This window comes from Leptospira ellinghausenii (genome assembly GCF_003114815.1).
GTDB lineage: Bacteria > Spirochaetota > Leptospiria > Leptospirales > Leptospiraceae > Leptospira_A > Leptospira_A ellinghausenii.
This window is the reverse complement of the sequence record NZ_BFAZ01000008.1, coordinates 241,875-267,208: the sequence shown is the minus strand read 5'-3', so window position 1 is coordinate 267,208 and position 25,334 is coordinate 241,875. Positions and strand designations below refer to the sequence as shown.

Annotated in this window: 22 protein-coding genes; 12 read left to right on the top strand and 10 right to left on the bottom strand. The window is 34.6% G+C overall.

Annotated elements, in window-relative coordinates:
• The first annotated feature begins 10 nt into the window (after window positions 1-10).
• Both DI076_RS08455 and rbp read left to right on the top strand, forming a co-directional pair.
• A complete protein-coding gene (locus tag DI076_RS08455; protein ID WP_245918343.1) occupies window positions 11-1,891 on the top strand; it encodes a 7TM diverse intracellular signaling domain-containing protein in 1,881 nt (626 codons plus the stop codon).
• Between the two features lie 261 nt (window positions 1,892-2,152).
• Entirely contained in the window at window positions 2,153-2,416 is a 264-nt protein-coding gene (gene rbp, locus DI076_RS08450; protein ID WP_100716636.1) for an RNA-binding regulator, read from the top strand.
• A 76-nt stretch (window positions 2,417-2,492) separates the two neighbouring features.
• Here rbp and DI076_RS08445 read toward each other — a convergent pair whose 3' ends face one another.
• Window positions 2,493-3,086: an ArsR/SmtB family transcription factor gene (locus tag DI076_RS08445; RefSeq protein ID WP_108959526.1), complete on the bottom strand. Its 594-nt coding sequence runs from the start codon at window positions 3,084-3,086 to the stop codon at window positions 2,493-2,495.
• A 146-nt stretch (window positions 3,087-3,232) separates the two neighbouring features.
• Here DI076_RS08445 and DI076_RS08440 point away from each other — a divergent pair, with 146 nt between their 5' ends.
• Window positions 3,233-3,733, top strand: a complete 501-nt coding sequence (locus DI076_RS08440; RefSeq protein WP_108959481.1) for a DUF2938 domain-containing protein — start codon at window positions 3,233-3,235, stop codon at window positions 3,731-3,733.
• Between the two features lie 19 nt (window positions 3,734-3,752).
• Window positions 3,753-4,889, top strand: coding sequence for an MFS transporter (locus DI076_RS08435; protein WP_108959480.1), 1,137 nt, complete (start codon window positions 3,753-3,755; stop codon window positions 4,887-4,889).
• 58 nt (window positions 4,890-4,947) lie between these two features.
• On the opposite strand, the gene DI076_RS08430 is transcribed toward DI076_RS08435, so the two are convergent.
• Window positions 4,948-6,036 carry a helix-turn-helix domain-containing protein gene (locus DI076_RS08430; RefSeq protein WP_108959525.1) on the bottom strand — a complete coding sequence of 363 codons (1,089 nt, stop codon included), beginning with the start codon at window positions 6,034-6,036 and terminating at the stop codon, window positions 4,948-4,950.
• Between the two features lie 120 nt (window positions 6,037-6,156).
• Here DI076_RS08430 and DI076_RS08425 point away from each other — a divergent pair, with 120 nt between their 5' ends.
• Window positions 6,157-6,639 carry a hypothetical protein gene (locus DI076_RS08425; RefSeq protein ID WP_108959479.1) on the top strand — a complete coding sequence of 161 codons (483 nt, stop codon included), beginning with the start codon at window positions 6,157-6,159 and terminating at the stop codon, window positions 6,637-6,639.
• A 9-nt stretch (window positions 6,640-6,648) separates the two neighbouring features.
• Complete coding sequence (locus DI076_RS08420; RefSeq protein WP_108959478.1) at window positions 6,649-7,374, top strand: DUF4386 domain-containing protein; 726 nt, start codon at window positions 6,649-6,651, stop codon at window positions 7,372-7,374.
• A 50-nt stretch (window positions 7,375-7,424) separates the two neighbouring features.
• Here the strand turns inward: DI076_RS08420 and DI076_RS08415 are convergent, their stop codons facing one another.
• The 4 genes from DI076_RS08415 to DI076_RS08400 all read right to left on the bottom strand — a co-directional run bounded on the left by DI076_RS08415 (window position 7,425) and on the right by DI076_RS08400 (window position 16,869).
• The gene (locus tag DI076_RS08415; protein WP_108959477.1) at window positions 7,425-11,117 is read right to left on the bottom strand and encodes a LamG-like jellyroll fold domain-containing protein; all 3,693 of its coding nucleotides are present in this window, start codon (window positions 11,115-11,117) and stop codon (window positions 7,425-7,427) included.
• 57 nt (window positions 11,118-11,174) lie between these two features.
• Window positions 11,175-13,217, bottom strand: coding sequence for a sensor histidine kinase (locus DI076_RS08410; protein ID WP_108959476.1), 2,043 nt, complete (start codon window positions 13,215-13,217; stop codon window positions 11,175-11,177).
• A gap of 75 nt (window positions 13,218-13,292) precedes the next feature.
• Window positions 13,293-14,504: an NAD(P)/FAD-dependent oxidoreductase gene (locus DI076_RS08405; RefSeq protein WP_108959475.1), complete on the bottom strand. Its 1,212-nt coding sequence runs from the start codon at window positions 14,502-14,504 to the stop codon at window positions 13,293-13,295.
• A 121-nt stretch (window positions 14,505-14,625) separates the two neighbouring features.
• A complete protein-coding gene (locus DI076_RS08400; RefSeq protein WP_108959474.1) occupies window positions 14,626-16,869 on the bottom strand; it encodes an autotransporter outer membrane beta-barrel domain-containing protein in 2,244 nt (747 codons plus the stop codon).
• Between the two features lie 260 nt (window positions 16,870-17,129).
• Between DI076_RS08400 and DI076_RS08395 the strand changes: the two genes are divergently transcribed.
• Together DI076_RS08395 and DI076_RS08390 are read left to right on the top strand one after the other, a co-directional pair.
• Window positions 17,130-17,801: a cell envelope biogenesis protein OmpA gene (locus DI076_RS08395; RefSeq protein WP_245918342.1), complete on the top strand. Its 672-nt coding sequence runs from the start codon at window positions 17,130-17,132 to the stop codon at window positions 17,799-17,801.
• A gap of 43 nt (window positions 17,802-17,844) precedes the next feature.
• Complete coding sequence (locus tag DI076_RS08390) at window positions 17,845-18,465, top strand: glycosyltransferase family protein (protein WP_108959472.1); 621 nt, start codon at window positions 17,845-17,847, stop codon at window positions 18,463-18,465.
• A gap of 37 nt (window positions 18,466-18,502) precedes the next feature.
• Here the strand turns inward: DI076_RS08390 and rnk are convergent, their stop codons facing one another.
• Entirely contained in the window at window positions 18,503-18,919 is a 417-nt protein-coding gene (gene rnk, locus DI076_RS08385; RefSeq protein WP_108959524.1) for a nucleoside diphosphate kinase regulator, read from the bottom strand.
• Window positions 18,920-19,161: 242 nt separating this feature from the next.
• Here rnk and DI076_RS08380 point away from each other — a divergent pair, with 242 nt between their 5' ends.
• Both DI076_RS08380 and DI076_RS08375 read left to right on the top strand, forming a co-directional pair.
• Window positions 19,162-19,599 (top strand): MarR family winged helix-turn-helix transcriptional regulator, encoded by a 438-nt coding sequence (locus DI076_RS08380; protein WP_108959471.1) that lies wholly within the window; start codon window positions 19,162-19,164, stop codon window positions 19,597-19,599.
• Window positions 19,600-19,677: 78 nt separating this feature from the next.
• Window positions 19,678-20,058 carry a nuclear transport factor 2 family protein gene (locus DI076_RS08375; protein WP_108959470.1) on the top strand — a complete coding sequence of 127 codons (381 nt, stop codon included), beginning with the start codon at window positions 19,678-19,680 and terminating at the stop codon, window positions 20,056-20,058.
• Window positions 20,059-20,138: 80 nt separating this feature from the next.
• On the opposite strand, the gene DI076_RS08370 is transcribed toward DI076_RS08375, so the two are convergent.
• Window positions 20,139-21,167 carry an alpha/beta hydrolase gene (locus DI076_RS08370; RefSeq protein ID WP_369689764.1) on the bottom strand — a complete coding sequence of 343 codons (1,029 nt, stop codon included), beginning with the start codon at window positions 21,165-21,167 and terminating at the stop codon, window positions 20,139-20,141.
• Window positions 21,168-21,351: 184 nt separating this feature from the next.
• On the opposite strand from DI076_RS08370, the gene DI076_RS08360 reads away from it, so the two are divergent.
• Together DI076_RS08360 and DI076_RS08350 are read left to right on the top strand one after the other, a co-directional pair.
• A complete protein-coding gene (locus tag DI076_RS08360; RefSeq protein WP_108959468.1) occupies window positions 21,352-22,341 on the top strand; it encodes a M14 family zinc carboxypeptidase in 990 nt (329 codons plus the stop codon).
• A 369-nt stretch (window positions 22,342-22,710) separates the two neighbouring features.
• Complete coding sequence (locus DI076_RS08350) at window positions 22,711-23,649, top strand: sensor histidine kinase (RefSeq protein WP_108959466.1); 939 nt, start codon at window positions 22,711-22,713, stop codon at window positions 23,647-23,649.
• Between the two features lie 6 nt (window positions 23,650-23,655).
• Here the strand turns inward: DI076_RS08350 and DI076_RS08345 are convergent, their stop codons facing one another.
• The gene (locus tag DI076_RS08345; RefSeq protein WP_108959465.1) at window positions 23,656-24,246 is read right to left on the bottom strand and encodes an HAD family hydrolase; all 591 of its coding nucleotides are present in this window, start codon (window positions 24,244-24,246) and stop codon (window positions 23,656-23,658) included.
• A 576-nt stretch (window positions 24,247-24,822) separates the two neighbouring features.
• The gene (locus DI076_RS08340; RefSeq protein WP_108959522.1) at window positions 24,823-25,233 is read right to left on the bottom strand and encodes a CoA-binding protein; all 411 of its coding nucleotides are present in this window, start codon (window positions 25,231-25,233) and stop codon (window positions 24,823-24,825) included.
• Window positions 25,234-25,334 lie beyond the last annotated feature (101 nt).

Sequence of the window (25,334 nt, the reverse complement as noted above, 5' to 3'; positions counted from 1 at the left end):
ATTTGTAATTTTGGTAATAACAATTCAATTGAACTGTTATCAAAAATTACCAAATAATAATCAGGTTGATTCTTATACTGATTTGTCAGGGACCGATTGGGAAAATTCAATCCCAATCAATTTGTCATCCCATTGGGAGTTTTATTGGAATCAATTACTTAACCCCAATGATTTTGATTCAAACCAATCCTTATTTAAACCTCACATTGTTGATTTTCGGCCATGGACTAACATAAATCTTGGTAACCAAACATTCTCTGAAAAGGGTTACGCTACCTATCGAAAACGAATTAAAATTCAGAAAGAAACTGCTTCAAAACATTTAGTTATTTACTTTTCTCATTTGCATACTTCTTCTAAAGTTTTTATTAATGGAAGATTGGTACAAGAAAAAGGAAAGGTTTCTACAAATCCAAAGGAAGTGATTCCCGATCGAACAAACTCAACGATTGATATCATCACTGACAATATCGTATTGGATGTAGTATTACAAATTGCAAACCAAGATTTTTACCATGGAGGGCCAAGAAGTGTATTTTTAATCGCATCTCCCAAACAACTTCAAATCTTTAAAAATAAGAATTTGATGGTGGAAATATTTGTTTTTGGTGTGATATTCGCATCGGCCTTATACCATTTGTTTTTTTATTTTCAGAATACCAAACAATTTGCATTCCTTTACTTTGCGATTGTATGTATTACTTTTTTAGTAAGAATTCCGTTTTTGAATTCTAAGTTATATGAATATTTTTTCCCTGTTCAAAGTTTTTTATTTCAATCGATTTTGCTACACTATTTAAACATTCTCACTTTTTTGTTTTCAATGTTGTTTTTAAACGAACTCTTCAATTCAAATCGGAATTTGATCATCAATTATACTTTTTATATTGGTGCTTTTATTGCATTATTTACTCCTTTGGCTCCACGAACGATTCAAACATATCTAAATTTTATTTATATTCTTGTGTATCTTACCTTGTTTATGGGTTATTCAATTTATTTATTGTATCGTTTTAGAAAAGAGGCTCATGGTTTTTATTTTATGGCACTTGCTTTATTTGCTCTTGGTATATTTTGTTTTATGGCCATATCTATGAATTATTATGGAGTGCAGGGTGGATTATATTTAATAAGTGGTTACTTATTCTATGTTGGATTCCAATCTGCTTCTTTAAGTAAATATTTTGCTTATGCAATTGAATCAAGAGCAAATATTGAAAGGCATTTATATGAAGAGTCGATTAATGCATTGTCTAAACAACGAGCCGAGTTGCAATTAATGGTTCACGACCAATTAGGAGCAAATCTTACGGATTTAAAAGTATATTTGGAGAAAAAAAAGAATTCAACTCTGACGCAAACAGAAATCAATTCTGAATTGGATTTAGTCTACGATCGCGTGGTCTCCACAATTCATTCACTGCGAAATCAACTTCTTTATATTGAAGATCTTAGTCTTATATTTGAAAATTTTATAACAGGTGTACACATAACTTTGTTGCGAAGGTATTCGGATGTAGGAAGAGAATTTGAATTTTCGACCTCCGACGAATTTATTAATTATTTTAATCAGGTAAAGATTATTGGGAATAATCAAAATTCTTTTCTAAATCTTTTTTATTTATTATATGAAGTCTGCACAAATGACATTAAATATGGGATGGGAGATTCGATTTGGAATTTGGAGTTGAATGGAGGTGAATTCCATGTTTACCAACGAAATGTTCTTAATCAATCGATTGAACCTCCCAATCAGAATTTAGAATTAAAAAGTATTAAACAAAGATTACACCAGTTAAAAGGGAATCTTACCGTTGAAATTTTACATGAGTTTTACCATCTTAGAATCCGTTTTCCAGCGGAAAGTCTTCAAAACCGTTCCAACCAGTAAAAACAGGGTCAAAAAACTTTTGTTAAATGAAAAAAAAGTTAAATAGGGTTGCTATTAATTTGGACTAGAATTAGCTTGGTAATAGATTCAAAATATTATCGTTTTTTTAACCACTAAGTAGTCCTCACTTTTTTGCATTCTGATCTCTTTTATTAGTTTTCCCCTGCATTTTCGTTGTGTTTTTACCTAATTTCCTTTCAGGAAAGTTGTTTCTAATCCATTAAAATTTCAGAGTCAAATAAAACTTAAAAAGGACATCACATGTCAACAAATATCTATGTAGGTAACCTCTCTTACGAAATGACGGAATCAAAACTTAACGAACTTTTTTCAGTTCATGGTTCTGTTTCTTCAGCTAAAATCATTACTGACCAGTACACTGGAGGATCAAAAGGTTTTGGTTTTATCGAAATGAAAGATCGTAATGAAGCTGACAAAGCTATCAGCGATTTAAACGGAAAAAATATTCTCAATCGTGAAATGAAAGTGAATATTGCAAAACCAAAAACTAACAACTGGAACTAATTCTAGTTTAACGGAAGGGAACAAGTTTATAATTGAAATTCTATTAATTAGAAAATTGTTTATAGATTTGTTCCTTTTAGATTTCTCTTGATTCCCAGTTTCTAAAACCTCCTCCATATCGAGTAACGCTCAGTTCACGAGCTTTCAAAAAATTCAACGCATTCACAGACAATAAACACAAAGGTCCTCGGCAGTAAACAATCAGCTCCTTGTTTTTAGGAAATTTATATGTTTCTAATTCATTGTAAGGAATGTTTACGGCTTCTGGTATATGTCCTTTTTTATATTCTTCTTTCGAGCGGACATCAATAAGGAGGATTCCTCCTCTTTTCATTTTTTTTTGCAATTCAGAGGTTGATATTTCAGTGTTTCTGCCTTTTAATTTTAGATTTGAATGATCATCTTGGGCAGTGCTGTAGATTGCAAATTTTTCCAATGCTAAAAAAAGTTCCTTCATCGGACCGGATTCCCAACGATACAGTATCCTTTTTCCATCCCGTCTTGTGATGACTAGATTTGCTTTTTTTAGCGCTTGTAGGTGTTGGGACGTGTTCGCAACCGGGATACCTGATTCTTCGGAAAGAATTTCTACAGATTTTTCCCCATCTGCTAGAAGCTGAAGCAAAATTAATCGTGATTCATTCCCGAGCATACTCGCGATTTCGCTCATACGGGGAATGGTTTTCAAACTTCTCATACCAATCTTAAAAAATCAATCATTCCCATTCTGGCAAGAGTTTTTAGAATTTCTTAAAAAACTATGGACATTTTAACATTCAATAAAATAATAGAATGATTTATTGATAGGAGGTTGTCATGGATCACCTGATAGGAATAACAATTCATACAATTTTGATTGGGGTTGGTGCTACGATGGCGATGGATCTATGGAGGTTTTTTTTACAAAAGACATTTAATGTAAACTCATTGGATCTTGGACTTTTGGGTAGATGGGTAGGGCATTGTGTAAAAGGCAAATTCTTTCATTCACCAATTGTGCATTCTGCAGTGATTCCGGGAGAGATAATCATTGGTTGGGTCTCACATTATGCGATTGGAATTTTTTTTGCTAGTTTGTTGCCCATCATTTGGGGAGTGAATTGGTTAGAAAATCCTTCCATCAAAGAACCAGTTCTTTTGGGTCTTTTGACCATTCTTGCACCATGGTTTTTAATGCAACCTGCTATGGGTATTGGCATAGCAGCTTCAAAAACTCCAAAACCGTTTCAAGTTAGAATTCGAAATATGGCGATCCATACTGTTTATGGACTTGGTTTATACGGAACAGCACTTCTAACACATGTTTATTTGCGTTAATAAAATTTAAGGAATGTATATGAAATATATAATTATCATCGCGTCCATTGTGCTCTTAGGTTTTTTCTCTGTGGGAATTCCAATTGCAACACTTCCAGGTTTTATCAGAAATGCTTTAGGGTATAGTGATGTTTGGCTTGGAATTATGCTTGGAACTCAATCTTTAGTGACATTACTGTTTCGTCACCATTCAGGTTCCATCTCGGATTTAAGAGGGCCAAAAGTCGCAGTCACAAGGGGATTGTTCTTTGCAGTAATCTCAGGTATTGTAAGTTTAGGTCCTCTTTTGATACCTGGTGATATGGGACTTATAACACTTTTTATTGGTAGAATCATCTTAGGTTACTCAGAAAGTTTATTAATCACTGGAGCTCTTTCATGGGGAGTAGGCTTGGTCGGACCAGCTAACGCAGGTCGTGTGATGGCTTGGAGTGGTATGGCAATGTATGGTGCAATTGCAATCTCTGCTCCTTTGGGATATCTTATGGTACAACATTTTGGTTTCCAAGGTGGAGTTTTGTTAGCGGTTCTTTTTCCTGTTATTGCTGGAATCATTTCCATTTTTGTTCCTGCCATCCCTCCTGCAAGTAAGGTTCGAATTCCATTTTACCAAGTAATACCTAAAATATGGAAACATGGTTTTGGATTACTTTTTGCCGCCGTATCTTTTGCGGGGATTGCTGGATTTAGTACCTTACTTTTCAAAGAAAGGGGATGGGAAAACGCACAATGGGTGATGGCGATATTTGGATCTGCCTATGTTTTATCTCGTATTTTTTTTGCTGGAACGGTGGATTTATATGGTGGGAGAAAAATCGCCCTCATCTTTTCATTTGTCGCCATTATAGGACAAATATTATTATGGCAGGCGAATCACTCTTACATAGCGTTTATAGGTGCTGCCTTGACAGGTTTTGGTTACTCACTAGTTTTCCCTGCATTCGGAGTGGAAGCAGTTAAAAATATGGAACCACAATTTAGGGGAGTCGCATTAGGTGCTTATGTTGCATTCTTCGATCTTGCCTTAGGAGTGACTGGGCCACTTGCCGGATTTGTTGCCGATCATTTTGGTTATACGGCAGTGTTTGCATTTGGTATGATTGCTTGTATTTTTTCTTTTTCCATTGCCTTGAGTTTGAAGGAAACAAAGAATTAGTCATTCGCAATAGTATTTCTTAGCCGAAATGTTAGTCTGAATTTCAAAATTGTTTCGGCTAAGGTTTGTATTTTTTTCGATACTCCGAAGGAGTTAGTTGAGTTAGTTCTTTAAACACTCGTATAAATGAATTTTTAGAATTAAAACCGACTTCAAATCCAATTCTTAAAATCGTTTCATCGGAATGTTTTAAAGCATATTTTGCATGTTCAATTCTTTTTTCTTGGATGATTTCGATCAAACTTTTACCAAAATATCTGTTGCATACTTGAGATGTAGAATGAGAAGAGATTCCAATTTTATTGGCAATAAAGGAAAGATTTAAATCACCATCGAACAAAAACTCTTTGTCTTCAAGTATGCTTTCTAATTGTTTCCCCAGTTCAATCATTTGAATTTCCGGTAGATAAGACTTTTGGTATTTTACTGATTCAAATTGGTGATTTGGAAGATCATACGATTCTTTTTTATCTAAATAAACCCTATGCCAAGCAAACCCAAGTATCCAAATGGAAAACCCTAGATTTGAAATCGATTCAGAGGTTTTGCCTGGTAAAATAATGCAAAACAAAATACAGAAACAAATCCATATGAGTAATAGTAAAAGATAATTTCCAAATATTTTACCTTCCCAATATAGATCTTTTGAAAATTGACCCATTTCCAGTCTAAACCGAATGTATGTTCTTAAGAAAACGATGAATGAAAAAAATAATATGAATATCTGAAACAAATTGGTCTCACTGAATATTTCATTCGTTTGAATCTTGGTAAGAGATAAAATTTTGTCGTCTCCGCTTAATAAGAAAAAAGGAGTTTCATATAACAAAAATAGTAAAGGAACGACTAACGTGAATCCTTCCCAGTAAACACTTTCCTTAGGAATCACAAAATACCGAGTTATGATAATTGAAAAAAGTGGAGAAATACAAAATCCGAAAAAATATCCCAATTTGATCAAATGAGGGAATTTATTTAGATTTCCTGTAAAATAAATTAGATTGCAGGCCATGGTGAGAGAAAGAAAAAAAAAGAAAAAAGATAAATACAAACTGTATTGTCTTTTATGATTCCCTTGGATAAAAAAATACAATCCCAAAAACAATGACTGGATGAACCCTGCACTTAATAAAATCGATCCGATCATTGTTTGGTTGATTCTATCATAATACGTTGCATTTGGATAGACAGATTTTTTTAAAAAGAGGAGTCCCACCCAATGGGGTGAGACGACAAAGTCACCACGTTCGCTTACAATAAGAGCGAAATGTTTCGAATCATCAAAATAAAAATTTTGATCTGCCTATGTTTATTTTTTCTTTTCACTGATATTATCTTAGGAAATACAAGGTTCTCCAATGAAGAATTTTCTATTAATTTTTTTCGCGCTCCTTCCATTGGTGGAGAATATAGAAAAGGCCAATATTCTGTTCATGGTGGTTATTATGTAACCAATTTTGATCCAGGAATTACAACTGAGTTTTATAAATTAGGCATTGGCTACTGGTTTTTACCAATGGATCTTGGATCGGATTCAAATCAACCTTCCTCTTTTTACACATATTTATCCTATGGGAAAGGTGTGAATTTGGAATACCAAAAGAAATATACGGTGATGGTGGAACTTGGATATCGATTTATGATAGGGAGAGGATTTAGTTTTCGATTTGGTCTGATCGTACTTGCTGCAGAAGGTTCTCCAACAGAACTCAATCCAACGCCAAGCATTAGTTATTCAGAATTTTTTTAGAGGTAAAAAATGAAAAATGAAACAATGAAATGGAATCCGTATATTGGACTGGTATTAATCATGATACCCATTCTTATACAAATTCCTTATACACTTTTAATTATGAATTTTCAATATCCTGATATATTGAGACAACCAACAGAATTGATTTTAACGGAATTCCATAAAGGTGGTTCGTCCTTGGTATGGACATGGTGGTTTTTTGGAATTTCAGGGCTCCCACTTTTTTTTGCATATTTACATTTGTATCATTGTACAAAAACAATTAGCCCATTGTTATCTATAACGGCAGTTATTTTTGGTGTAGCTTCCTTGTTTTTCCAATTGATTGGTCTCTTACGTTGGGTATTTGTTGTACCAATACTATCAAATTTATATTTTGACTCACACTCTTCGGAAATTATGAAACAAGCAGTTCTCATCAATTTCCAAACAATTCACCATCTATTTGGAGTTTTAATTGGAGAGCATTTAGGCCAACTCTTTACAATTTTATGGATGTTTCTTGTATCAATTGTTTTTCGTAAAAACCAAATATTTCCCAAGTGGATCTCCCATTTTGGATTGGTATCTGCCTTTTTATATTTACTTGCTCAATTTGAATTATTTTCGCTTGTCATCCCAGAAGTGAAGGAAATACCCTTCGCAGGGTTAGTCGGAAGTTTGTGTTGGTTGGTTTGGATGATGGCACTAGGAATACAAATGTTGAAACAGAAAACAAACGTTGTAACTTAACAACACATACTCTTTCATTGCACCAAATGGAAATCAAGCTATTTGGTGCATCAAGGACATCGATGTCCAACTTTCATTCTGTATTTCCCTGATAAATAACACTCAACTAGTTCTCTGTCACTTGTGGAAAGAACCTGATTGAAATAGATAATATCTCCTATATGACCATTATGATAATCCCCATTGAATGGATAAGTTCCAGAATTCCATAAGTACCTTCCGATACTTAAGTCATAAACTCCACAAATAAATCCCGCACTCGGTATGGATGAGGAAGCAACTGGGGTCCCAAATTTAAAAATATTGCCCGTTGTTCCATTAAAATCTAAGGACATAAGGATATTTTCTGACGGTGTATTAAAAGGACCCGTTGAAATTAATTTTGGATTATTGAGTTGGAGATCAAAAAAACTTAAGAGATTGTTAGTTGTAATGTCCGGTAAATAGATTAGTTTTTCACCATTGTGGAAAATTCCATCACTGCCAGTCATTCCAATGTCGTTGTACATCGCAAAGATCGTATTGGAAGTAGATAAGAGTTCTGTAGAACAGGAAGTTGACAAATAATTGGCAGAAGCATCATTAAAACGAATGGCAGGTACTCCATTAATTCCTGTCGCATTGTACACTGGCTGTGCAGGGGCTGAGCCTTGGTAGACATGGAAATTGTTCCCACTGCGATCATTCCATGCAGAGACACAATTGACACTGCCAAGGCAACCACCTGGACCAATGTTTGCACTTTCTGGTAATAAGAAAAATTTTAGACTACTACTAGCAACCGTTTGGTTCCAGGAACTAACTTGTGTTGGATAAGGTCCTGAGATTGCTCGGATTTCCGCAACAGATAAGGTCCGATCATAAATTCGAATGTCATCAAGATCCCCTGAAAAATACCCAGTTGTAGTGATTAATTTTCCTATTTCTAAATTTGCGCTCGTGCCAGTAGACCAACCACTTTGTGTTTCAGAATGTCTTAATGTACCGTTTTCATATAGAGTAACGATTTGCGTTCCACCATCAAAGACACCACAAAGATGTATCCATTGATTGACAAAATCTTCGTGTAATATTTTTGCATCCGCAGACCATCCAAACATTCCCACTTCAGGAGGATCAATGACAAGACCATTTCCTGTATTTGGAACAGGTGTTCCATAACTGATGATATATTGTCCAATGCCAGAAGAGGTATTAAACCAAGCACAGATGGTACGACTTGCACTACCTGTTGGTAATCCATTTGGATTTGGTTTTTGGAAGTAGGAGGCTCCATTAAAGTAATACGCTGAATTGGGTATACCAAAACGATCTGTTGTACTGAAGGCTCCATAATTAGTCAGGTCATTCATGAAGTTGCCGTAATCTTTTCCATTTCCATTCAACGGATAATAGGAAATCAAACCTGATGGAACCTGTACGGCTAACTTTTGAATGGAATCATCATCTAACGCACCATTGAAAAAATGGACATTAGAAATTTTTCCTCTAAAGAAATTACCAGTTCCAGCATCTCCAATTTTAAATGTGGTTGTTGCATTTGGTTGGATAGGGCTTGTTGAAAAAACAATTCCTGTCGATCTTCCATTGATAAAAATTTGCCAATTGTTCGATAACCGGCGAACAGCGACATGTGCCCATCGATTGAGAGGTAATTTCATTGCAGTAGGTGGACTCTGCGTTCCTGTTAAGTCGATTCTCAAACTTCCCGAATTATCCAACATTAGCCCGTATCCATCGCTGAGACCAAGACCATTGTAAAGAATGAATTGGGTGACATCATTTGCAGAAGCGTGTACCCAAGCGGAGAAAGTGATATTATCTGTGTTTTGAGTTAATGGTCCTGATGATACAATGTAATCCGATGTTCCATTCAATTCATAAGCACCATTGGAAAGTCCATTTTCGTCTGAAGTGAAAGTAGGAGAACCAATCAGTGAACCGTGATTGGTTCCGATTGAATCGTTAGCGTTTCCATCGAATGAATAGTGGATTAATTCGGCAGGTTCTAAAAAACGAATGGAGTGGTTCCCTTGGTCAGCGATGTATACTTTTTGTCCATCCGTCGTGATGTAACCAGGGAAATTGAGTAAGCCATTCCCAGTCGCATTATCAGAATACCCTGAAGTACTTCCTACCAGTGTTGTGACTTTATTATTACTTAAGTTTATATGGCGAATTCTATGTCCGAGCCATTCTGATAAAAACAAATTTGTCCCGTCGGTTGTGATTCCATGTGGGTCATTAAATTGAGCGGAGGTCCCAAAACCATCGGTTGATGCTTGTACTCCATCACCTGCCAAGGTATCAACTGCATTTGTACCCGTGAGTGCAATCCTTCTAATTTTATAACCTCCACCCACTCCAACATCAGTTACGTAGAGGTAACTACCTAATCCTACAATAGCGATTGGAGATACAAACCTTGCGCTTGTACCAACTGGATTGTTTGCAAAATTACAAGAACCAGCTCCTCCAGCAATTGTTCCTACAGCAGAAGTGAGTGGGTCTACCGTACGAATTGTACAGTTTCCTCGGTCAACGATATAAAAAATTCCATTATGTAAGGTGAGCCAAGTCGGATTGGAAAAAGAAGCTAAAATTCCAGATGCATTATCTGCTGCGCCGGATGATCCAGATCCAGCAAACGTAGAAACAACGGATGTTGCCAAGTTTACAATTCGAATCCGATTTCCATTCAATTCTAATACGAATAAATTATTCCCATTTGTAGTGATCCCAACAATTCCATTAAATTGGGCAGCAGTTCCGACTCCATCCAAACAATTCGTAGTGACAGTCCCCGGACAAGTGATTCCTCCGCCTGTGTTTCCTCCTGCAAGAATGGTAGTAACACCTGAAGATTTATCAATTTTACGAATCACCCCATTGCCAGTATCAGCAACATAAAGGAAACTTGCATCACTTGTTAACATGCTCGGATTCGTGAACCTAGCAACAGTTGGTAAGGCGGTAGCTACCGCTACACCAGAAGCAGGACCCGTACCACCATTGTTAGTGGGGAATGAACCGACAAATGTCCTGATATATGTCTTTCGATTGATTAAATTTGTTCCTAAATCACTGCTAGTAGAAGAAAACAAATTTCCACCAACAATGTAACCATTGACACAAGTGATAAAAATTGTTACGTTCGTAGCTGCAATCGTACCAGAAGCTAACAATGGGTTATCAAAAGTACAAACCGTTCCTGCAGGTTGTGAGGTAATTGTGACTGCATAATTGGATCCAGTTGGATGCAAAGCAGAAAATTTGGTGAGTCCATTTGAAGATATCGTGAGAGTTTCCGCTGCATTGTTTTGTACAGAAATTGATCCACTGATCCCCGAAATATTGACTCCAACTTCATAAAAACCGACACCAATCCCGCAGGTAACACTAACGTTTGTTATTGGTGAGTTTTGGGCAACTCCCTTCGCATTGGTTATGGAACAAGTGATTCCAACTCCGTTAGTCGTTAAACCAACATCATAACTTTGGCCTGTTGTTAATCGTGTGGGGAATGTAAAATTTCCATCAGCTGAAATGGTGATTGAATCGTTGCCATTGGTGAGTGTTACCGATGTTCCTGACCTTAGTCCCGAAACAACTCCCCCTAAACTTTGACCTAAGCCAGTGAAAACACGAAGGAAAGCCAAATAGTCTAAGGGACTTCTTGACAAATGTGGAAACGAACAGGTAACAAGAGAAAAAAGAAACGGTAATAAAATAATACGTCTCATTTGATTTCTCCTGTTCTACAAAAGTATCCGATGCCTCGAGAAATAATCAAGAAATTATCAGGTTTGATTTCTTTTTGGAAACTCGAGTAAAAAGAGGCTCCCTTGTGTTAACTCCGATTCTACTCGTATATTTCCATTCTGCAGTCTCATTAATTCGTAACAAAGTTTTAAACCAATGCCAAATCCCTTTTCTCCTAAAGTACCTGGAGAGGAGATTGGATCGGTGAATATTCTTGATTTTTGTTCAGCAGAAATTCCTGTTCCATAATCTCGAATGGAAATGATAGATACTTCTACAGTTTCGGCAAAACTAACTTCGATTTTCCCATTTGGATGACTGAATTTGATCGCGTTTGCAATCAGATTCCTAATGATTTCATTTAGAATCGATTTGTCCGCGTATACTTTTGCCGAATCGGAAACAGTAATTTCAACTTGAATGGATTTTTTCTTAAGTTCCAATGCAAATGTTTCGATGACTTGGTTTACTGATTCGATTACATTGTTTTCAGTTAAATCCAAATGGATTTGTCCTTTATCCAATTGAAACCTATTCAAATTTAATAAATGTTCAACGGTAGACATCGCATTTTCCAATATGACAAATATTTGTTTTGAAATATGATCCTTTTCTTCTTTTGGTGTATCTTCGTCGTAAGTTAATGTAAGTGCAGAGTAAACTGTACTCAATGGTGATCGTAAGTCATGTGCCACTAGTGAAATAAATTTATCTTTCCATTGGTTTGCTTCTTCTGCAATTTGTTTTGCTTCTCGATATTCTTCTGTACGAGCCACAACTGCTTGTTCGAGAGATTCATTTAATTTTGTAAGTTCGTTTTTTAAAGTCTCATTTTTGATGAATGTTTTTGTGAAAAAAGAAGCAAGGATGAGTGATTGGAATAATACTGTAGATAAATAAGAATATTTCAAAATGAGTGAATGTTGGAAAAAACCATATAAAATTAAAGTATCGTTAATCGCACTAAATAATAAGAAAACCTGTATGAGTAATAAACTAAGTGCTAATTCTTGTTTATCGAAAGCAGATTTTGTTAAACAAAGTATGGAGTAAAGTAATCCTGAGATTGTAAAAAAAATTCCAAAAAGTGTGGTTTGGGAGCCGAGTTCCGTTGGTAACAATACCACAGCCAAATACAATATAAAACAAATAAAAGAAAATGCCCGAATGAACTTCTTGGAAAATTCTTTTGGGTATAATTGTTCTAAAAACGAAAGATAAAATGGCATCGCCAAATAAAAGATAAGTGATAAAGAAAATGCGATTCGATAAGGAACATTGGGAATCAAATGGTATAAGATGTCTCCATTTAATGAAATGGAATGAAGGGCAGTGGTGAAGCTGAATAATCCAAAAAACAAAATCAATGACCGATTCCTTCTGAAAAAGAATAATAGGAAATGATAAAATGCCATAAAAAACAAGGCACCTGTTAATAGGGAATCGAATGTGATTTCTTGGATGAATTCATTTTGAATGTCGCGATATTTTCCTAATTTTGGAGGATACCAAAACGATCCATCGTCATGGTAATAATTAGAAATATGGACAGTTAAATTGATATTTTTTATTCCATGAGGAAGAACCACGATACCTGAACTTCTAGTCGGTATCATCGCCTCTTTCGTTTTTCCCACTTTTCCCAAGGAAAGAGATGGATTTCCATCAAGGAAAACTTCCATCGCAGCTCCACCTGTTTGCAAAAAACGAATCGCAAACGGTTCTGCAGGTGAAGTCTCTGGGAAAAATATTTTGACTTGGTAGGTGGCAAAGCCTGTTCCCGAATGGATTTCTTTCCACCGTTTCCCTACTTTCAAAAATACAGGTTTACTTTCGAAATTGTTGTTTTGGATGGGTAGAGAAGAAGATACTTGGTTAGTGGATCTAGTTGGTGAGTTAAATTTTTGCCAAAAAAAATCCCATTCCCCAGATAACGGTAGGATTGTGTGATCATTGAATTTAACATTAGTTAGATCAATAATACCTTTTTGAACATGTGGAATATCTTTTAGTCTTTCATTATCGTGACAAGAAATCAAAAAAGAAAAACATAAAAGTATAATTCCAAATTTCAAATGCATTTTGGTCTAGAAACGATTTCTCAAGACCACTTTTGCTTTTGTTCTTTCCTTTCAAAGGAATATTTATGTTCAAACTTATGGAAGTTGCACAAATCCTTTTTTGTTTTTCCATAACATATATTTTTCTAACATAATTTTCCCGAAATTGTAAAACATATTGGGTATCATCAATTCAAATTGTCTGGGTTTAAATAGGTGATTGGTGAGAATCCAAACTTCTTTTTTTCCAGCATCCATGATACATATCCCTGGGATTTTACCGAAAGGCATGGTTTTGAATTTTCCATTTCCGAGGATATCATTCTTTATATTTTCTGCGACAATTTTCCCCATAACGTCCGATGGGAAACCTGTTTTGGGAACTCCGAATGGTGCAGCACATTTTTTAAATGGTGCAATTACTTCAACAGCAAGTCCTGCTGCATAAACATTTTTATATTTGATGTGTTGGTATCCTTCATTTGTAACTACGAATCCTTTTTCATCTACAAGTTCAGTAGAATTTTTCATGACATCTGCTCCTAAAAAAGGAGGTATCATCATAGACATCTTATAAGGTATCTCCGTTGAATCACCTAATGTAATTTTCTCCTTTTCAATTTTTTGAATCGTAGCATTGGTAACCCATTTAATCCCATATAATTTCATAAATATTTCTAACATTTTTTGACCACCTACAATACCACCAATTCCAAAATGACCTAAAAATGGTTCAGGTGTTACCCAGGTGATTTCAACTTGTTTGCGAACTCCTCTTTTCCTAAGATACTTATCTAAATTGAACAAATATTCATATGCTGCTCCCATACAACTTGCTCCTTGAGTAGCAGCAACTACTACTGGACCTGGATTTTTTACTATTTCTTCGAAAGCTAGCGCTGATTTTTCTGCAAGTTCAGGAGTGACAATACATTGTATCATATTTTCTTTTGGGTTTAGATTTGGTAGAATTTCGAAGTTAAGAGAAGCACCGGTTGCTACGACTAAATAGTCATATGTGATTTCACCGTGTTTTTCAGTGAGAACAACATTTCGATCTGGAATCACTTTTGTTCCTCGATCATGAATAAATCGCACACCTTTCTTTACTAACATCGGTTCAACGGGAAATGTAATGTCTTTTACTTTTCGGATTCCGAAGGGAACCCAAATGAGAGAAGGAACATATAAAAAATTGAGTGCAGGTGAAATGACAATCACTTCGACCGAATTGCCAAGTTTTCTTTTTGTTGAGATTGCTGCAGTAACACCTGCAAAATTACTACCTAAAACTACGATTCGTTTCATATACTCTCCACTAGTCATATACAATACAGGGTATTCTATATGACTTAAAATTCGAGAGAATTATGCGTTTCGGTTTTATTTTTAATTCAATTTTTAGATATTTATATAATAATTAGACTCATTATAATTTTGGTAGTTCAATGCGATGGTATCCACTAAAGGGCTCGTAACCTCGTTCTGTAATATTCCCGCCAATGAATAAATATTTCCCGTATTGTTTTTGATGGAATGTAACACCTGTTTGTGCTACGTTCCATGGAGTCACTTGGTTCGTATTCAAATTGATAAATGCTGTTCCTTGTGCTGCCGTTGTATTGATAGATGAAAAAGCACCATGTAAAACCATCAATCCATCATTTGTTACATGCATATTATAAAATGCACCACCATTCAATTGGAAACGGTTTGTTTCAAATACTCCAGTGTCTTTCTGGAAACTTGCTAAATTTTGATTGGATGATCCGCCAACGGTGGTAAAAGTACCACCAACATAAATTTTACCATTATAAGAAGCAAATCCAGAGACATCGGCATTTGGAAACGATGTTGGAATATTGATTGCCGTACCGTCAGTTTTGTTTACGGCTCGGATATAAGTAGAGATTGAACCACCAGCATTGGTAAAAAGACCACCTAACAAAATAGAGTCATTTAAATCAAACAAAGCACTTACTTGGTTATTTGCATTAGGATTCCAACTGGTAAGTGTAAAAGTATCGATTGAAAAAGAGGCAACATTATTTCTCGTTGATCCATTTACATTTGTGAAAGTACCACCAAAATAAAAATTGGTTTCATCAGAAATTAAGTTTGTGACACTTCCTGAGTTTACATTCGGATTGAAGGATGATAACTCATAGGTAGGTAGTCTAAACGCAGCTAATCGAGGCCTACTTTGTCCGCTGATAGATGTAAATGATCCACCTAAAAAGAGAAAATTCCGTTTAATATGGAGAACACTTACTTCGTTGTCAATGGAAGGTGCCCAATTAGAAGGTAAGCCAGTATCTAAATAAACAGAAGCGATATTGGATCGGTTTACATAATTCACAGTTCCAATACTTCCTGGTATCATAATCCTACTGCCATCTAACGAAAAAGCAGCAGCCGCAGACGGATAAGGGAATTGATTTAAAAAATTTGGATTCCATTCTCTCATGGTATTTGTATTCGCATCAATACTCGCGCCATAATTTCTAGTATCTCCTAAAACAGAAGTAAAGGAGCCAAACAAATAGATTTGACCATTATTTTCGATCACTTGGTGGACATTTCCATTCACTCCATAATTGAGTCCCAGTTCCGTTCCAGTATTCGAATCAACAACAGCAAAGTTAGTCCTTGCGGTTCCTCCATTCACTGTTGTAAAAGATCCTCCAACATAAATTTTAGAGCCAGAAGTGGCAATGGCATCAACAATCCCATTAAAGTTTGGATTCCATGCTAACAGCGTTCCATTTAAATCTAATGCAAATGCATAGTTTCTTGGAGAAGTAAACGCACCGCCGACGATAAGAGCAGGGGAACCAGAAATTGTACCAATTGCTAATGCTCGTATTGTACTGTTTTGAGTACTAGATGATACCCAAGAATCTAGAGAAGAAGTGAGTAAATCAATTCTTGCAATTCGATCACGTCCAAAACCATTTACCGTTGCAAATTGGCCAGCAATGTATAATTTTTGATTGTAAACTAAAAGTTTTTCTACAGCTGAGTTAACATCCATCACCATTGAATCTAAAGCACCAGTAAAGCGGTTGAGCACGACAAAATTGTTTCTTGTATTTCCGTCCCATGATGAAATGACACCACCGATATAAATTTTGTCTCCAAATATCGCCATCGAATAAATATTAGGTGGTGTAACTGGATTTGGACGAAAATTTAAATCCAATTTGCAATTTGGTAACATATGTACGATATTTTGAAATTGGATACCTCTGGCATATGTGAAATTACCAGCAATATAATAGCCTCCACTTCCGTCAGAAACGACAGCCTTAGCTATATCGTTTAGTTTTAAAAAAGGGCATTCAAAATTTGATATGATTTTTCCCGTATATGTATCTAAATAATATGTGGAACCAACATTAGGTCCTAGAGAGGTGAACGAACCACCAAGAATAAGTTCATTGCCGTAAATTTCCATTGAATTGACAGTGGCACTCCCACCAAAAACACCCCAATAATCAACATCTAATGGCGAAAATGCGGGCAAACAAGAAGGAGAAATATCAGAAGTAGCGAATCGAATGATGCTTCCCAACAAATAGGATTTTGATTTGGGGTCACATCCATTCGAAAGTTCAGCAGGTTTACAAAAGAAGAATATAGGCAAAAACAGAAGGAATATTTGAATACGCATGAGACAATTTTTTCGTATTAGTCAATTTATTTCCACATTAAATTCATTTTTTGAAAATCTGTGAGGATACTACATGAGGGATTTTTCTAAATATCCTAGAATCAGAAAATCCAATTGATTTCCTCTCGAAATTGTTTTCCCTGGGCTTAGGAATTCAAATTTTACCCATGATGATACAGATTTGCAAACTGAATTTTAAACTTATTTTTATCTCCATTTTTCTTTCGGCATTTTTCTTCTCATGTTCTGGGAAAGGTGTTTTGCTGAATCAAAAAAAAAATATCCCCATCACTCCACAGAGCGGTTGTTCCAAAAATTCAGAAATTAGAACATATCGGGTATTAGTCCTTTTACCTTTTTACCAACACCAACTAACGGAACAACAGAATTCAAATCTCGCAGATACAATTGTTTCCCAATCTGATCATTATGCAAAACCTTGGGATATGATGATTACTAGTTTAGGATTTTTGTTAACGATTAATTCTTCAACAGAACTCCAAGTAATTTGCCCAAAACAATTGGTCATTGACTCACTGCAAAAACAAAATTCACAATCAAGTCCTAAATTTTCCTATTGGCAAGTGTATGGAAATTCATCCCCAGTAGTATCGATACAGTTTTCACCTGATGATTATAAGATGATGGAAGACTCAAAAGAGAAATTGGTAATTTTTGCGAAAGACATGCAAAAAATGGAAACAAAATATAAAATCATTTTAGTCGGAAGGCAACATACAACCGGAGATGTATCATATCAGACACGACTTCTAAAACGCAGATTTGATGAAATTCGTCAAGTTTTGATCCAAGAATCAATCGAAGAAAAAAGCATACAAACTTTAATGGCTGAACGTGAATTTAAAAATACAAAATCCGACAACATGGAAGAAGTTCAGTCTACCATCTCAATTTATTTGGTAAAAAATTGATTGTAGAATCCATTGTTTCTAATTTTGGCAGAAGAAATTTTAAATGTTAAGTATCATTGTGCCTGTTGATGTGAATTTGAATACATATTACAAAGAATCATTGGCAAATTTTCAGAACCGAAGTGATGTCGAAATCATCCTCGTTCACCAAGAAGAGGCATTTACTCGGGCAGACAGACTAAACATTGGTTTTCATCGTTCAAATGGTGGAATGATATTATTCCATCATCCAAGAAGTTTGCTAACCAATGATGCCATTGAATTTTTGATTCATGAAAGTGAAAAAAAAGAGAATTCCTTTTTTTGGGGTGGTTTCACACACAAATTTGATCGAAAGCATATTCTGTTACAGTGGATTTCATGGTATTCCAATGTCATACGCATTCGATGGAAAGGGATTGTATATTTGGACCATTGTATTTTTTTCTCTCGTGAAATGTGGACTTCTGATCTTACCATCCAATATTTATTCGAGGATACAGAATTAAGTAAAAAATTTAAAAAAATCCGAAAACCAATCTTACTTCCGTATGTTAGTTTAACTTCTTCCCACCGATTTTTAAAACATGGAATTGTCAGTCAGATGGTGATGAATTTTCTTTTGAAAATTGGTTATAAATTACGACTACCTTCTTCCTTATTGTTTGCCATATACCAGAAGTAGTCGCAATTTTTATTTTAGACCAATTTTTATACTTTCATTATAGATGAAAGTGACCATTTGCTTCTGGTTGGTATTTCACATCGGTAATCTGGAATTGTTGAACACCGTGAGGAACATTCCATTGGATGATATCTCCGACTTTATATCCTAAACAAGCAGTCGCAATTGGTGCTAAAATTGAAATTTTCCTTTCGGAAGAATTAGATTCTTCAGGAAAAACCAATTGGAATTCATCAAAATCTAATTCATTTAAGTTTCTAATTTCGATAATTGAATTCATCGTAACAACATTCGCTGGAATTTTTGTTGAATCGACTTTTTGAGCTCTTTCAATTTCTCCTAATAAATCTTCTAAATTCACATTTGTTTTGTTACGTTTTGAATATTCGGAAATCATATTCTTTAATCGAATATAATCAAAATTTGTGATCGAAAGTTTCTTTTGGGTTTTCATAACCATTCTCCTCGTTTTGTGCAAAAAAACTTTCAGTTTAAATAATGATTCCTTTCTGTCAACAGGTTCCAAGAGTTCAGTTGAATTCAATCAAACAAATCTCGAATCAAATCGAATCAGAATAATTTGTCATTCGTGAGTTTAATTGATATCTTTGTGAAAAAACCGTCTAATGACAGCATTCAGTCTGAAAAATTTGCTAGACATGTTTTTGGTAATTTCTAATGTTGCTATAGCAACAAATGGAAAATGATTTTGAATTAGAAAACTCATATGCTTACTTAATCTATCGCACTGTCCGCGCTTTGAGAAAGCAGTTTATGAGGCTTGCGATGGAGCAGGGGCTTGAATTATTCCCTGAACAGTGGTTTGTGTTAGTCAAAATCATCAAACAACCAGGATGTAGCCAATCTGATTTGGGAAGGGATTTTGATGATCGGCCTTCTATGGCAAGGGCACTTCGAAATATGGAAAAAAAAACTTGGATCAAAATCATTCCAGATCCTGACGATAGAAGGAAACATAAAGTGTTTCCAACCAAAAAAGGGATCGAACTATATACCCGTTTGGTTCCAGAAATTGAAAAGGAGAGAAGTCGAATGTTCAAAAAATTAACAAAACAAGACTTTTATAACTTCAAACGGATCATTGATGAAATATACGATCAGTCGGTGAATTGAAATTTTTTTTGCATATATTGTTGCTATAGCAACATAAATGAGATTTGAAAAATGCGGATTTTTATTTCAGGGGGATATATGAGTACAAATCAAAATGAGAATACAAAAGAAAGTCTGGAGAAGGTGTTTAAAACTTTCATCAGTAATATTGATGCAAGGGATGTTTCTTCCTTAGAAAGAACATTTCACGACCAATTTACTGATCATGTGAGTATTAGTGGGATGGAGGAGCTTTTAGTATCTAACAAGGAAAAATACCTTCAATCTCTAAAAGATGGGAAGTTGGGTGGTGTAGAGAGGAAGGTTCAAATCAATTCGATTGACCTTGTAGATAATTTTGGTGTAGTGAAAGCAAACTTACAAAGTAAGGTAATGAACTTCCACACCCAATATTCTTTTTTGTGGAACCAAGGGGATTGGAAAGTCATACATGCTCTAGTATCGGCTGAAAAAATATAAGACTTTGTTTTTCCTTTAGTGTTGGAAATCGAAATTTACGAATCAAACTTTAAATCATTATGAATTTTAGGTTTGGTTCGTTAATTTAATTGATTAATGAAATTTAGAATTGTTTTATCTCTTTCTTTAATCTCATCGAATAGAATGCCATAATGATTGGATTCAATTTCAATTCCTTTTGCATTGGGGATCCTACGGATCATTTCATCAAATGAATCTTTGGGTAATAAATCATCATTAGGAAATAAATTCATTTTTGTAGCTCTCAAAATGAGAGTAGGCGTAAGAATACTTTCGAAATCCAATCTTTTATTGCGTATCATTCTTTTGCCCATTTCAATTGGATGTGATAAAAATTGTAACATTACATTCTTTAGATCAATGGCACCCCCCATCTCTTTTAATTCTTCTACCATGACATATTTTGGCATATGACAAACATAACCATTTTGAATTGGGTGTAATTCTTTCCCAAAGTAATCTTCGATTTTTTGAGTCCAATTCGGAACTAAGGGAGAATTTTTAACCAATTGAAAGTATTCATTTTGACTTCTATAAACAACATCTAATCGATCAAATGATTGTTTCAGTACCTTTAAGATTTGGATTCTTTTTTTAACTGTTAGAAGACCACCTCCATCCATTAGTATCATTCCACTGATTTTTTCAGGGAATAGGAGTGCATAACGAAGTGCGATCATACATCCAAAAGAATGTCCTAAAAAAATAAAATCCTTTAACTTGTAATGTTGTACCAATTGATGTAAGTCTTCAATATGATTCATAAAACCATACCCTGTATTTGGCTTACCTGAATGACCTCTACCTTTTAAATCATAGGAGATTACCTTATGCCCTGCTTTTGATAATAAGTTTGCGAAGGACTCCATAGAATGAAGATTTCCTGATAATCCATGTAAACATATGATAGTTTTTTTTCTTCCTGGCCAAACTCCCACATGAATGGAAGAATGATTCACAAAGATATTTTCTTCCCGAAATCTCTTTTGTTTTTTAGGACTTACTTTTTGTTTTGTATTTTTTTTTGTCATATTCGATTTGGGTGAAACCTGTTGCCGTAAATTAGGATTTGGTGAGGCAAATTTCATTTCAATGTTTTAATTCCCTTTATTTTTGGTTCCACAACGATAGAAAAGAAAATTTGTCATCAAATTGTAACAGTAGTCGTAATATTCGAATTTTAGAAATGGAGACCTAGTAAAAAGTTGAGTCAAAGAAACAAAATAGATTTGGATTTCCAATTCATTTGATTTGATTCGAGGCAAAAAATTAATGTTACGTGGCATAAAACGATTAAATCGTTATGAAAACAGAATCCTAAAAATTGTAAAGTTAGGTGGTAAGCTTGTTAGATTAAAACAATATGGCTTTTCTTCTAAAACGGAAGATGGATTTAGGTTTCCCATTTATGTATTAGAAATAGGAAAACCGAAAGCCATTAAAAGTAATGTTTCAGGTCTGATTGCAGGTGTTCATGGTTTAGAAACCATTGGCATCCGTGTGTTGTTAGATTTTTTGGATGATCTTTTTGCCCGTAAAAATTCTGTTTTGTATCATGAAATCAAAAATGGTGAAGTTGGAATCGTCTGCATTCCAGTACTAAATCCAGGTGGAGTTGCTTTAAAAAGACGTTCGAACCCAAAGGGTGTAGATTTGATGCGAAACTCGGGGGTAGAAGCGGTAAAAGCTCCATTTTTTTTTGGAGGGCATAAATATTCAAATTTATTTCCGTATTATCGTGGTAAGGTGTTACAGACTGAGTCAAGGGTTTTAGATCGATACTTTAAGGAATATTTCCTTAAAGCAGAAAATCAATTAATCCCTGTTGTTGATATTCATTCTGGCTTTGGAACTGTGGATCATGTTTGGTGGCCATACGCGAGCACACATGAGCCATGTGCTGATGAAGATTTATTTCAGAAAATTGGTTCAAATTTTACAAATCATTTAAATCATTTCCTATATCGATTTGGGCCACAAAGTGAAACGTATACAACCCATGGTGATCTATGGGATCGATTGTATGATAAATTCCAAGCAAATATAAAAGAGACACAATCTCCTGTCTCTAGGCATTTTCTCCCCCTAACATTAGAAATTGGTACCTGGTCAGATATCAATTTAGATCCATTGAAAATTTTTCGCAAAAGAGGAATCTTTAATCCTTCACGCGAATTGAAACAGAAATCAATCGTCAGCCATCGAAAATTTTTATCCGATGTTATACGGCTTGCAAAAATGAATCCTTCGGACATATACTAGATAAAATTATGTTCCGATTTTTGTAATTATTCACTTTACCTTTTTTTGATTTTCTGGTAAATTTACCCATCTAAGGAAATTAATTTCTTAGGGTAAATCCAATGTATCAACTAAGTGAAGTTCTAAATCTGATTTTCGATAGCATTGGTATCTTAATTATTTCAAGACTATTGTTCCTTCAACTGATTCCAAAATATAATTTTTTAATCACAGCATTTCTTTTGATATGGTTCAGTAATGTTTTTACAGTTCTCGAAGGATATTATTTTCACGATTTTTTTAATATTTTAGAGCATTCATTTTATTTTTTATCATCCGTTTGTTTTTTCGTAAGCTTAAAACGAGAAATATTGGTTAAGCGACATTGATATGAATCTAATCGTTTTGTTAAATGTTTTATCGCTATTCTTTTGTTTGGCGGCATTTGTATTAACTCTAAGACATTTCATCAAAAGACCTTCCTTCCGAGGGGAAGGGTCGTTTTTGATATTACTTGCTTTGATTCCTTGTTATGTAAACATTTCCAATATTTTTGAACATGGTTTGTTGATTGATTATTTTGATGAGTATGAAGGTTTTTTTAAAGATTTGTATGCAATGATTCTTTTGATTTTTCTGTATATCAGTTCCATCAAAAAAGAACAAAAAACGAGAGTGGCTCATGAACACCAAATTAAATCAGACCTAGAATTAAAGTCAAAACTACTAACAGAAATACACCATAGAGTGAATAATAACTTACAAATCATATCTGGGCTTATGGCCTTACAAATTGAATCTGAAAAAGATGAAAAATTGACATCATCACTCAACTTGATACAAAACCGAATTCAAGCTATTGCATCAGTTCATAAGATTATTTATGGTTCACCAAATTTACTTTATGTGAATTTGAATCAAATATTTTCTCTAATCCTAAGTAACTTAAAAATTACTTATTTGAAAGAAAATGTAGATATAGAATTGCGAGAGCTAGTGGAAGAAGGATTAGAAATGGATCTAGACCGTGCAATACCGATTGGATTGATCTTAAATGAATTGGTTTCCAATTGTTTTCGTCATGCTTTTACGATAGAAAATAAAGGAATTATAGAGGTGAGTTTAGGAAAATTAGAAGAGGAATTTGTTTTGGTCATTCGAGATAATGGGATAGGAATGAATGTTGAATCGGAGGAAAAAGGGATAGGTTTGATGTTAGTCAGGAATTTAGTAAAACAATTACAAGGAACTATTTTGATTGGAACTCTTAAAGGTTTAACTTTCGAAATTAGATTTCCAATCAAAAATATGAACCCATTAAAAATCTAATTTTGCTTATAGATACAAGATTTCTTCTAATTTCGTCACTTTGTAATTTGCTTCCTTTTGGAAAGGGAACAATCCCGTTGGATCAATGTAGATAGTTTCAACATTTGCTCTTTTGCCAGCTTCTAAATCAAATACATAATCACCGATCATAATCGTTTCTTCTGGTTTTGCATTCCATTGTTGCAACAGATACAAAATTCCGTCAGGATTTGGTTTTGGAAGTGCACGGTCTCTGCAAATTATATTCTGTTCACTGAAAAAATTTGAAATCCCTGCTGCATTTAATGTTTCTAAAGAATTTACAAAACTATTACGCGTTAATATGCCTAATGTTTTTGTTTGTGAGTGAACTGTTTGTAAAAATTCAAAACAACCATGTGATGCTTTTGCCAATTTTGCAATTTTATATTCAATTTTATCTAATTCTATCTGTTTTTGCTTTTTTATGTTAGGTGGAAGCATAGAGAGGGATGTCAATATGTCAACATCTGTTGGGATACCAAGTTCTTGTTTGATTGCTAAAAAATCATGTTGGGCAGTGGTTAACGTGCCATCCATATCAAAAATCCAAAACTGTTTTTTTTGGTGAAGTTTCATAACAATTCAGCTCTTCTTAGATCTAAGAATTCCTTCGAAATACCAACTTTTTAACGTTCAGAAGTTTTCACAAATTGATTCGGTTACAAATTTTTTTAGCCAAGCAAATCTTTCGATCTATGGATAGTGATTTTGCATCGTTCGGATTCCCTTTCATTTTTCAGCTGTAAATGAGAATAGTTCTCATCAGATTGACTGTATCAGCAATTTGGTGGAGAATTACCAAATGGTAGTATTGCGGGCTGGTTAAAATCAGACTCAAATCACCAAGCCGATCAAATTTGGTATCACATCGAAGATGATTCTAATCAGGAGAAAGTTTATTTTTGAGAAACGTTGTCGATTTTTCAATGTAGATCGATCGATTTTGGTCGACTTTTCAGTTGGATTCAAAATGAGAATAAATCACAAATAAAAAGAATTTACCGGTATTGTTTATGAAGGTTCTATTTTGCCAAACTTGAATGAGAGTGAGAAGAAATTTCAAACATATATGCGAAGAGATATCCGGGAGTGTGAATCGTTTAGGACGTGATAACATTCGTTTTTCGTGGATTTGAGGGACAGAGGAGGGATTTAAAAATATTTTTTGTATTCTATGATGAGGCAACGGTTGGAAACAACTTTGATCCCTGCGTTTTCGGCTCGTTTTTCAGCTTCTGGATGAGATATTCCCAATTGTAACCATAAGACTTCCGTTCCACCTAATGTTAGAATTTCATCAACTACCTCAGGAATGTTTTCAGAACTTCTAAATACATCGATGAACGTCCGATTTTCTTTTGGGATGTCTTTTAAACTTTTGTAGATTTGAAATCCTCCAATTGTATGTTCTTTGGGATAGGTTCCAATGACATTCCAACCTTTTTCACGAATGAAAACAGGGACATAATGACTAGGTTTTAAAGGATCCTGGCTTAAACCATACACTGTGATTGTTGGATAAGATTGGAGTAAGGATTTAATTTCAGAATCTGCAACATTCATAAGATGATTATACCCTGTTATGGAAAAATGACAAGTCATGTCATCGGAAAAACAAACTTTCGTTCCAAACGATTTTTCGAATCGGATGGGTATTTTGATAA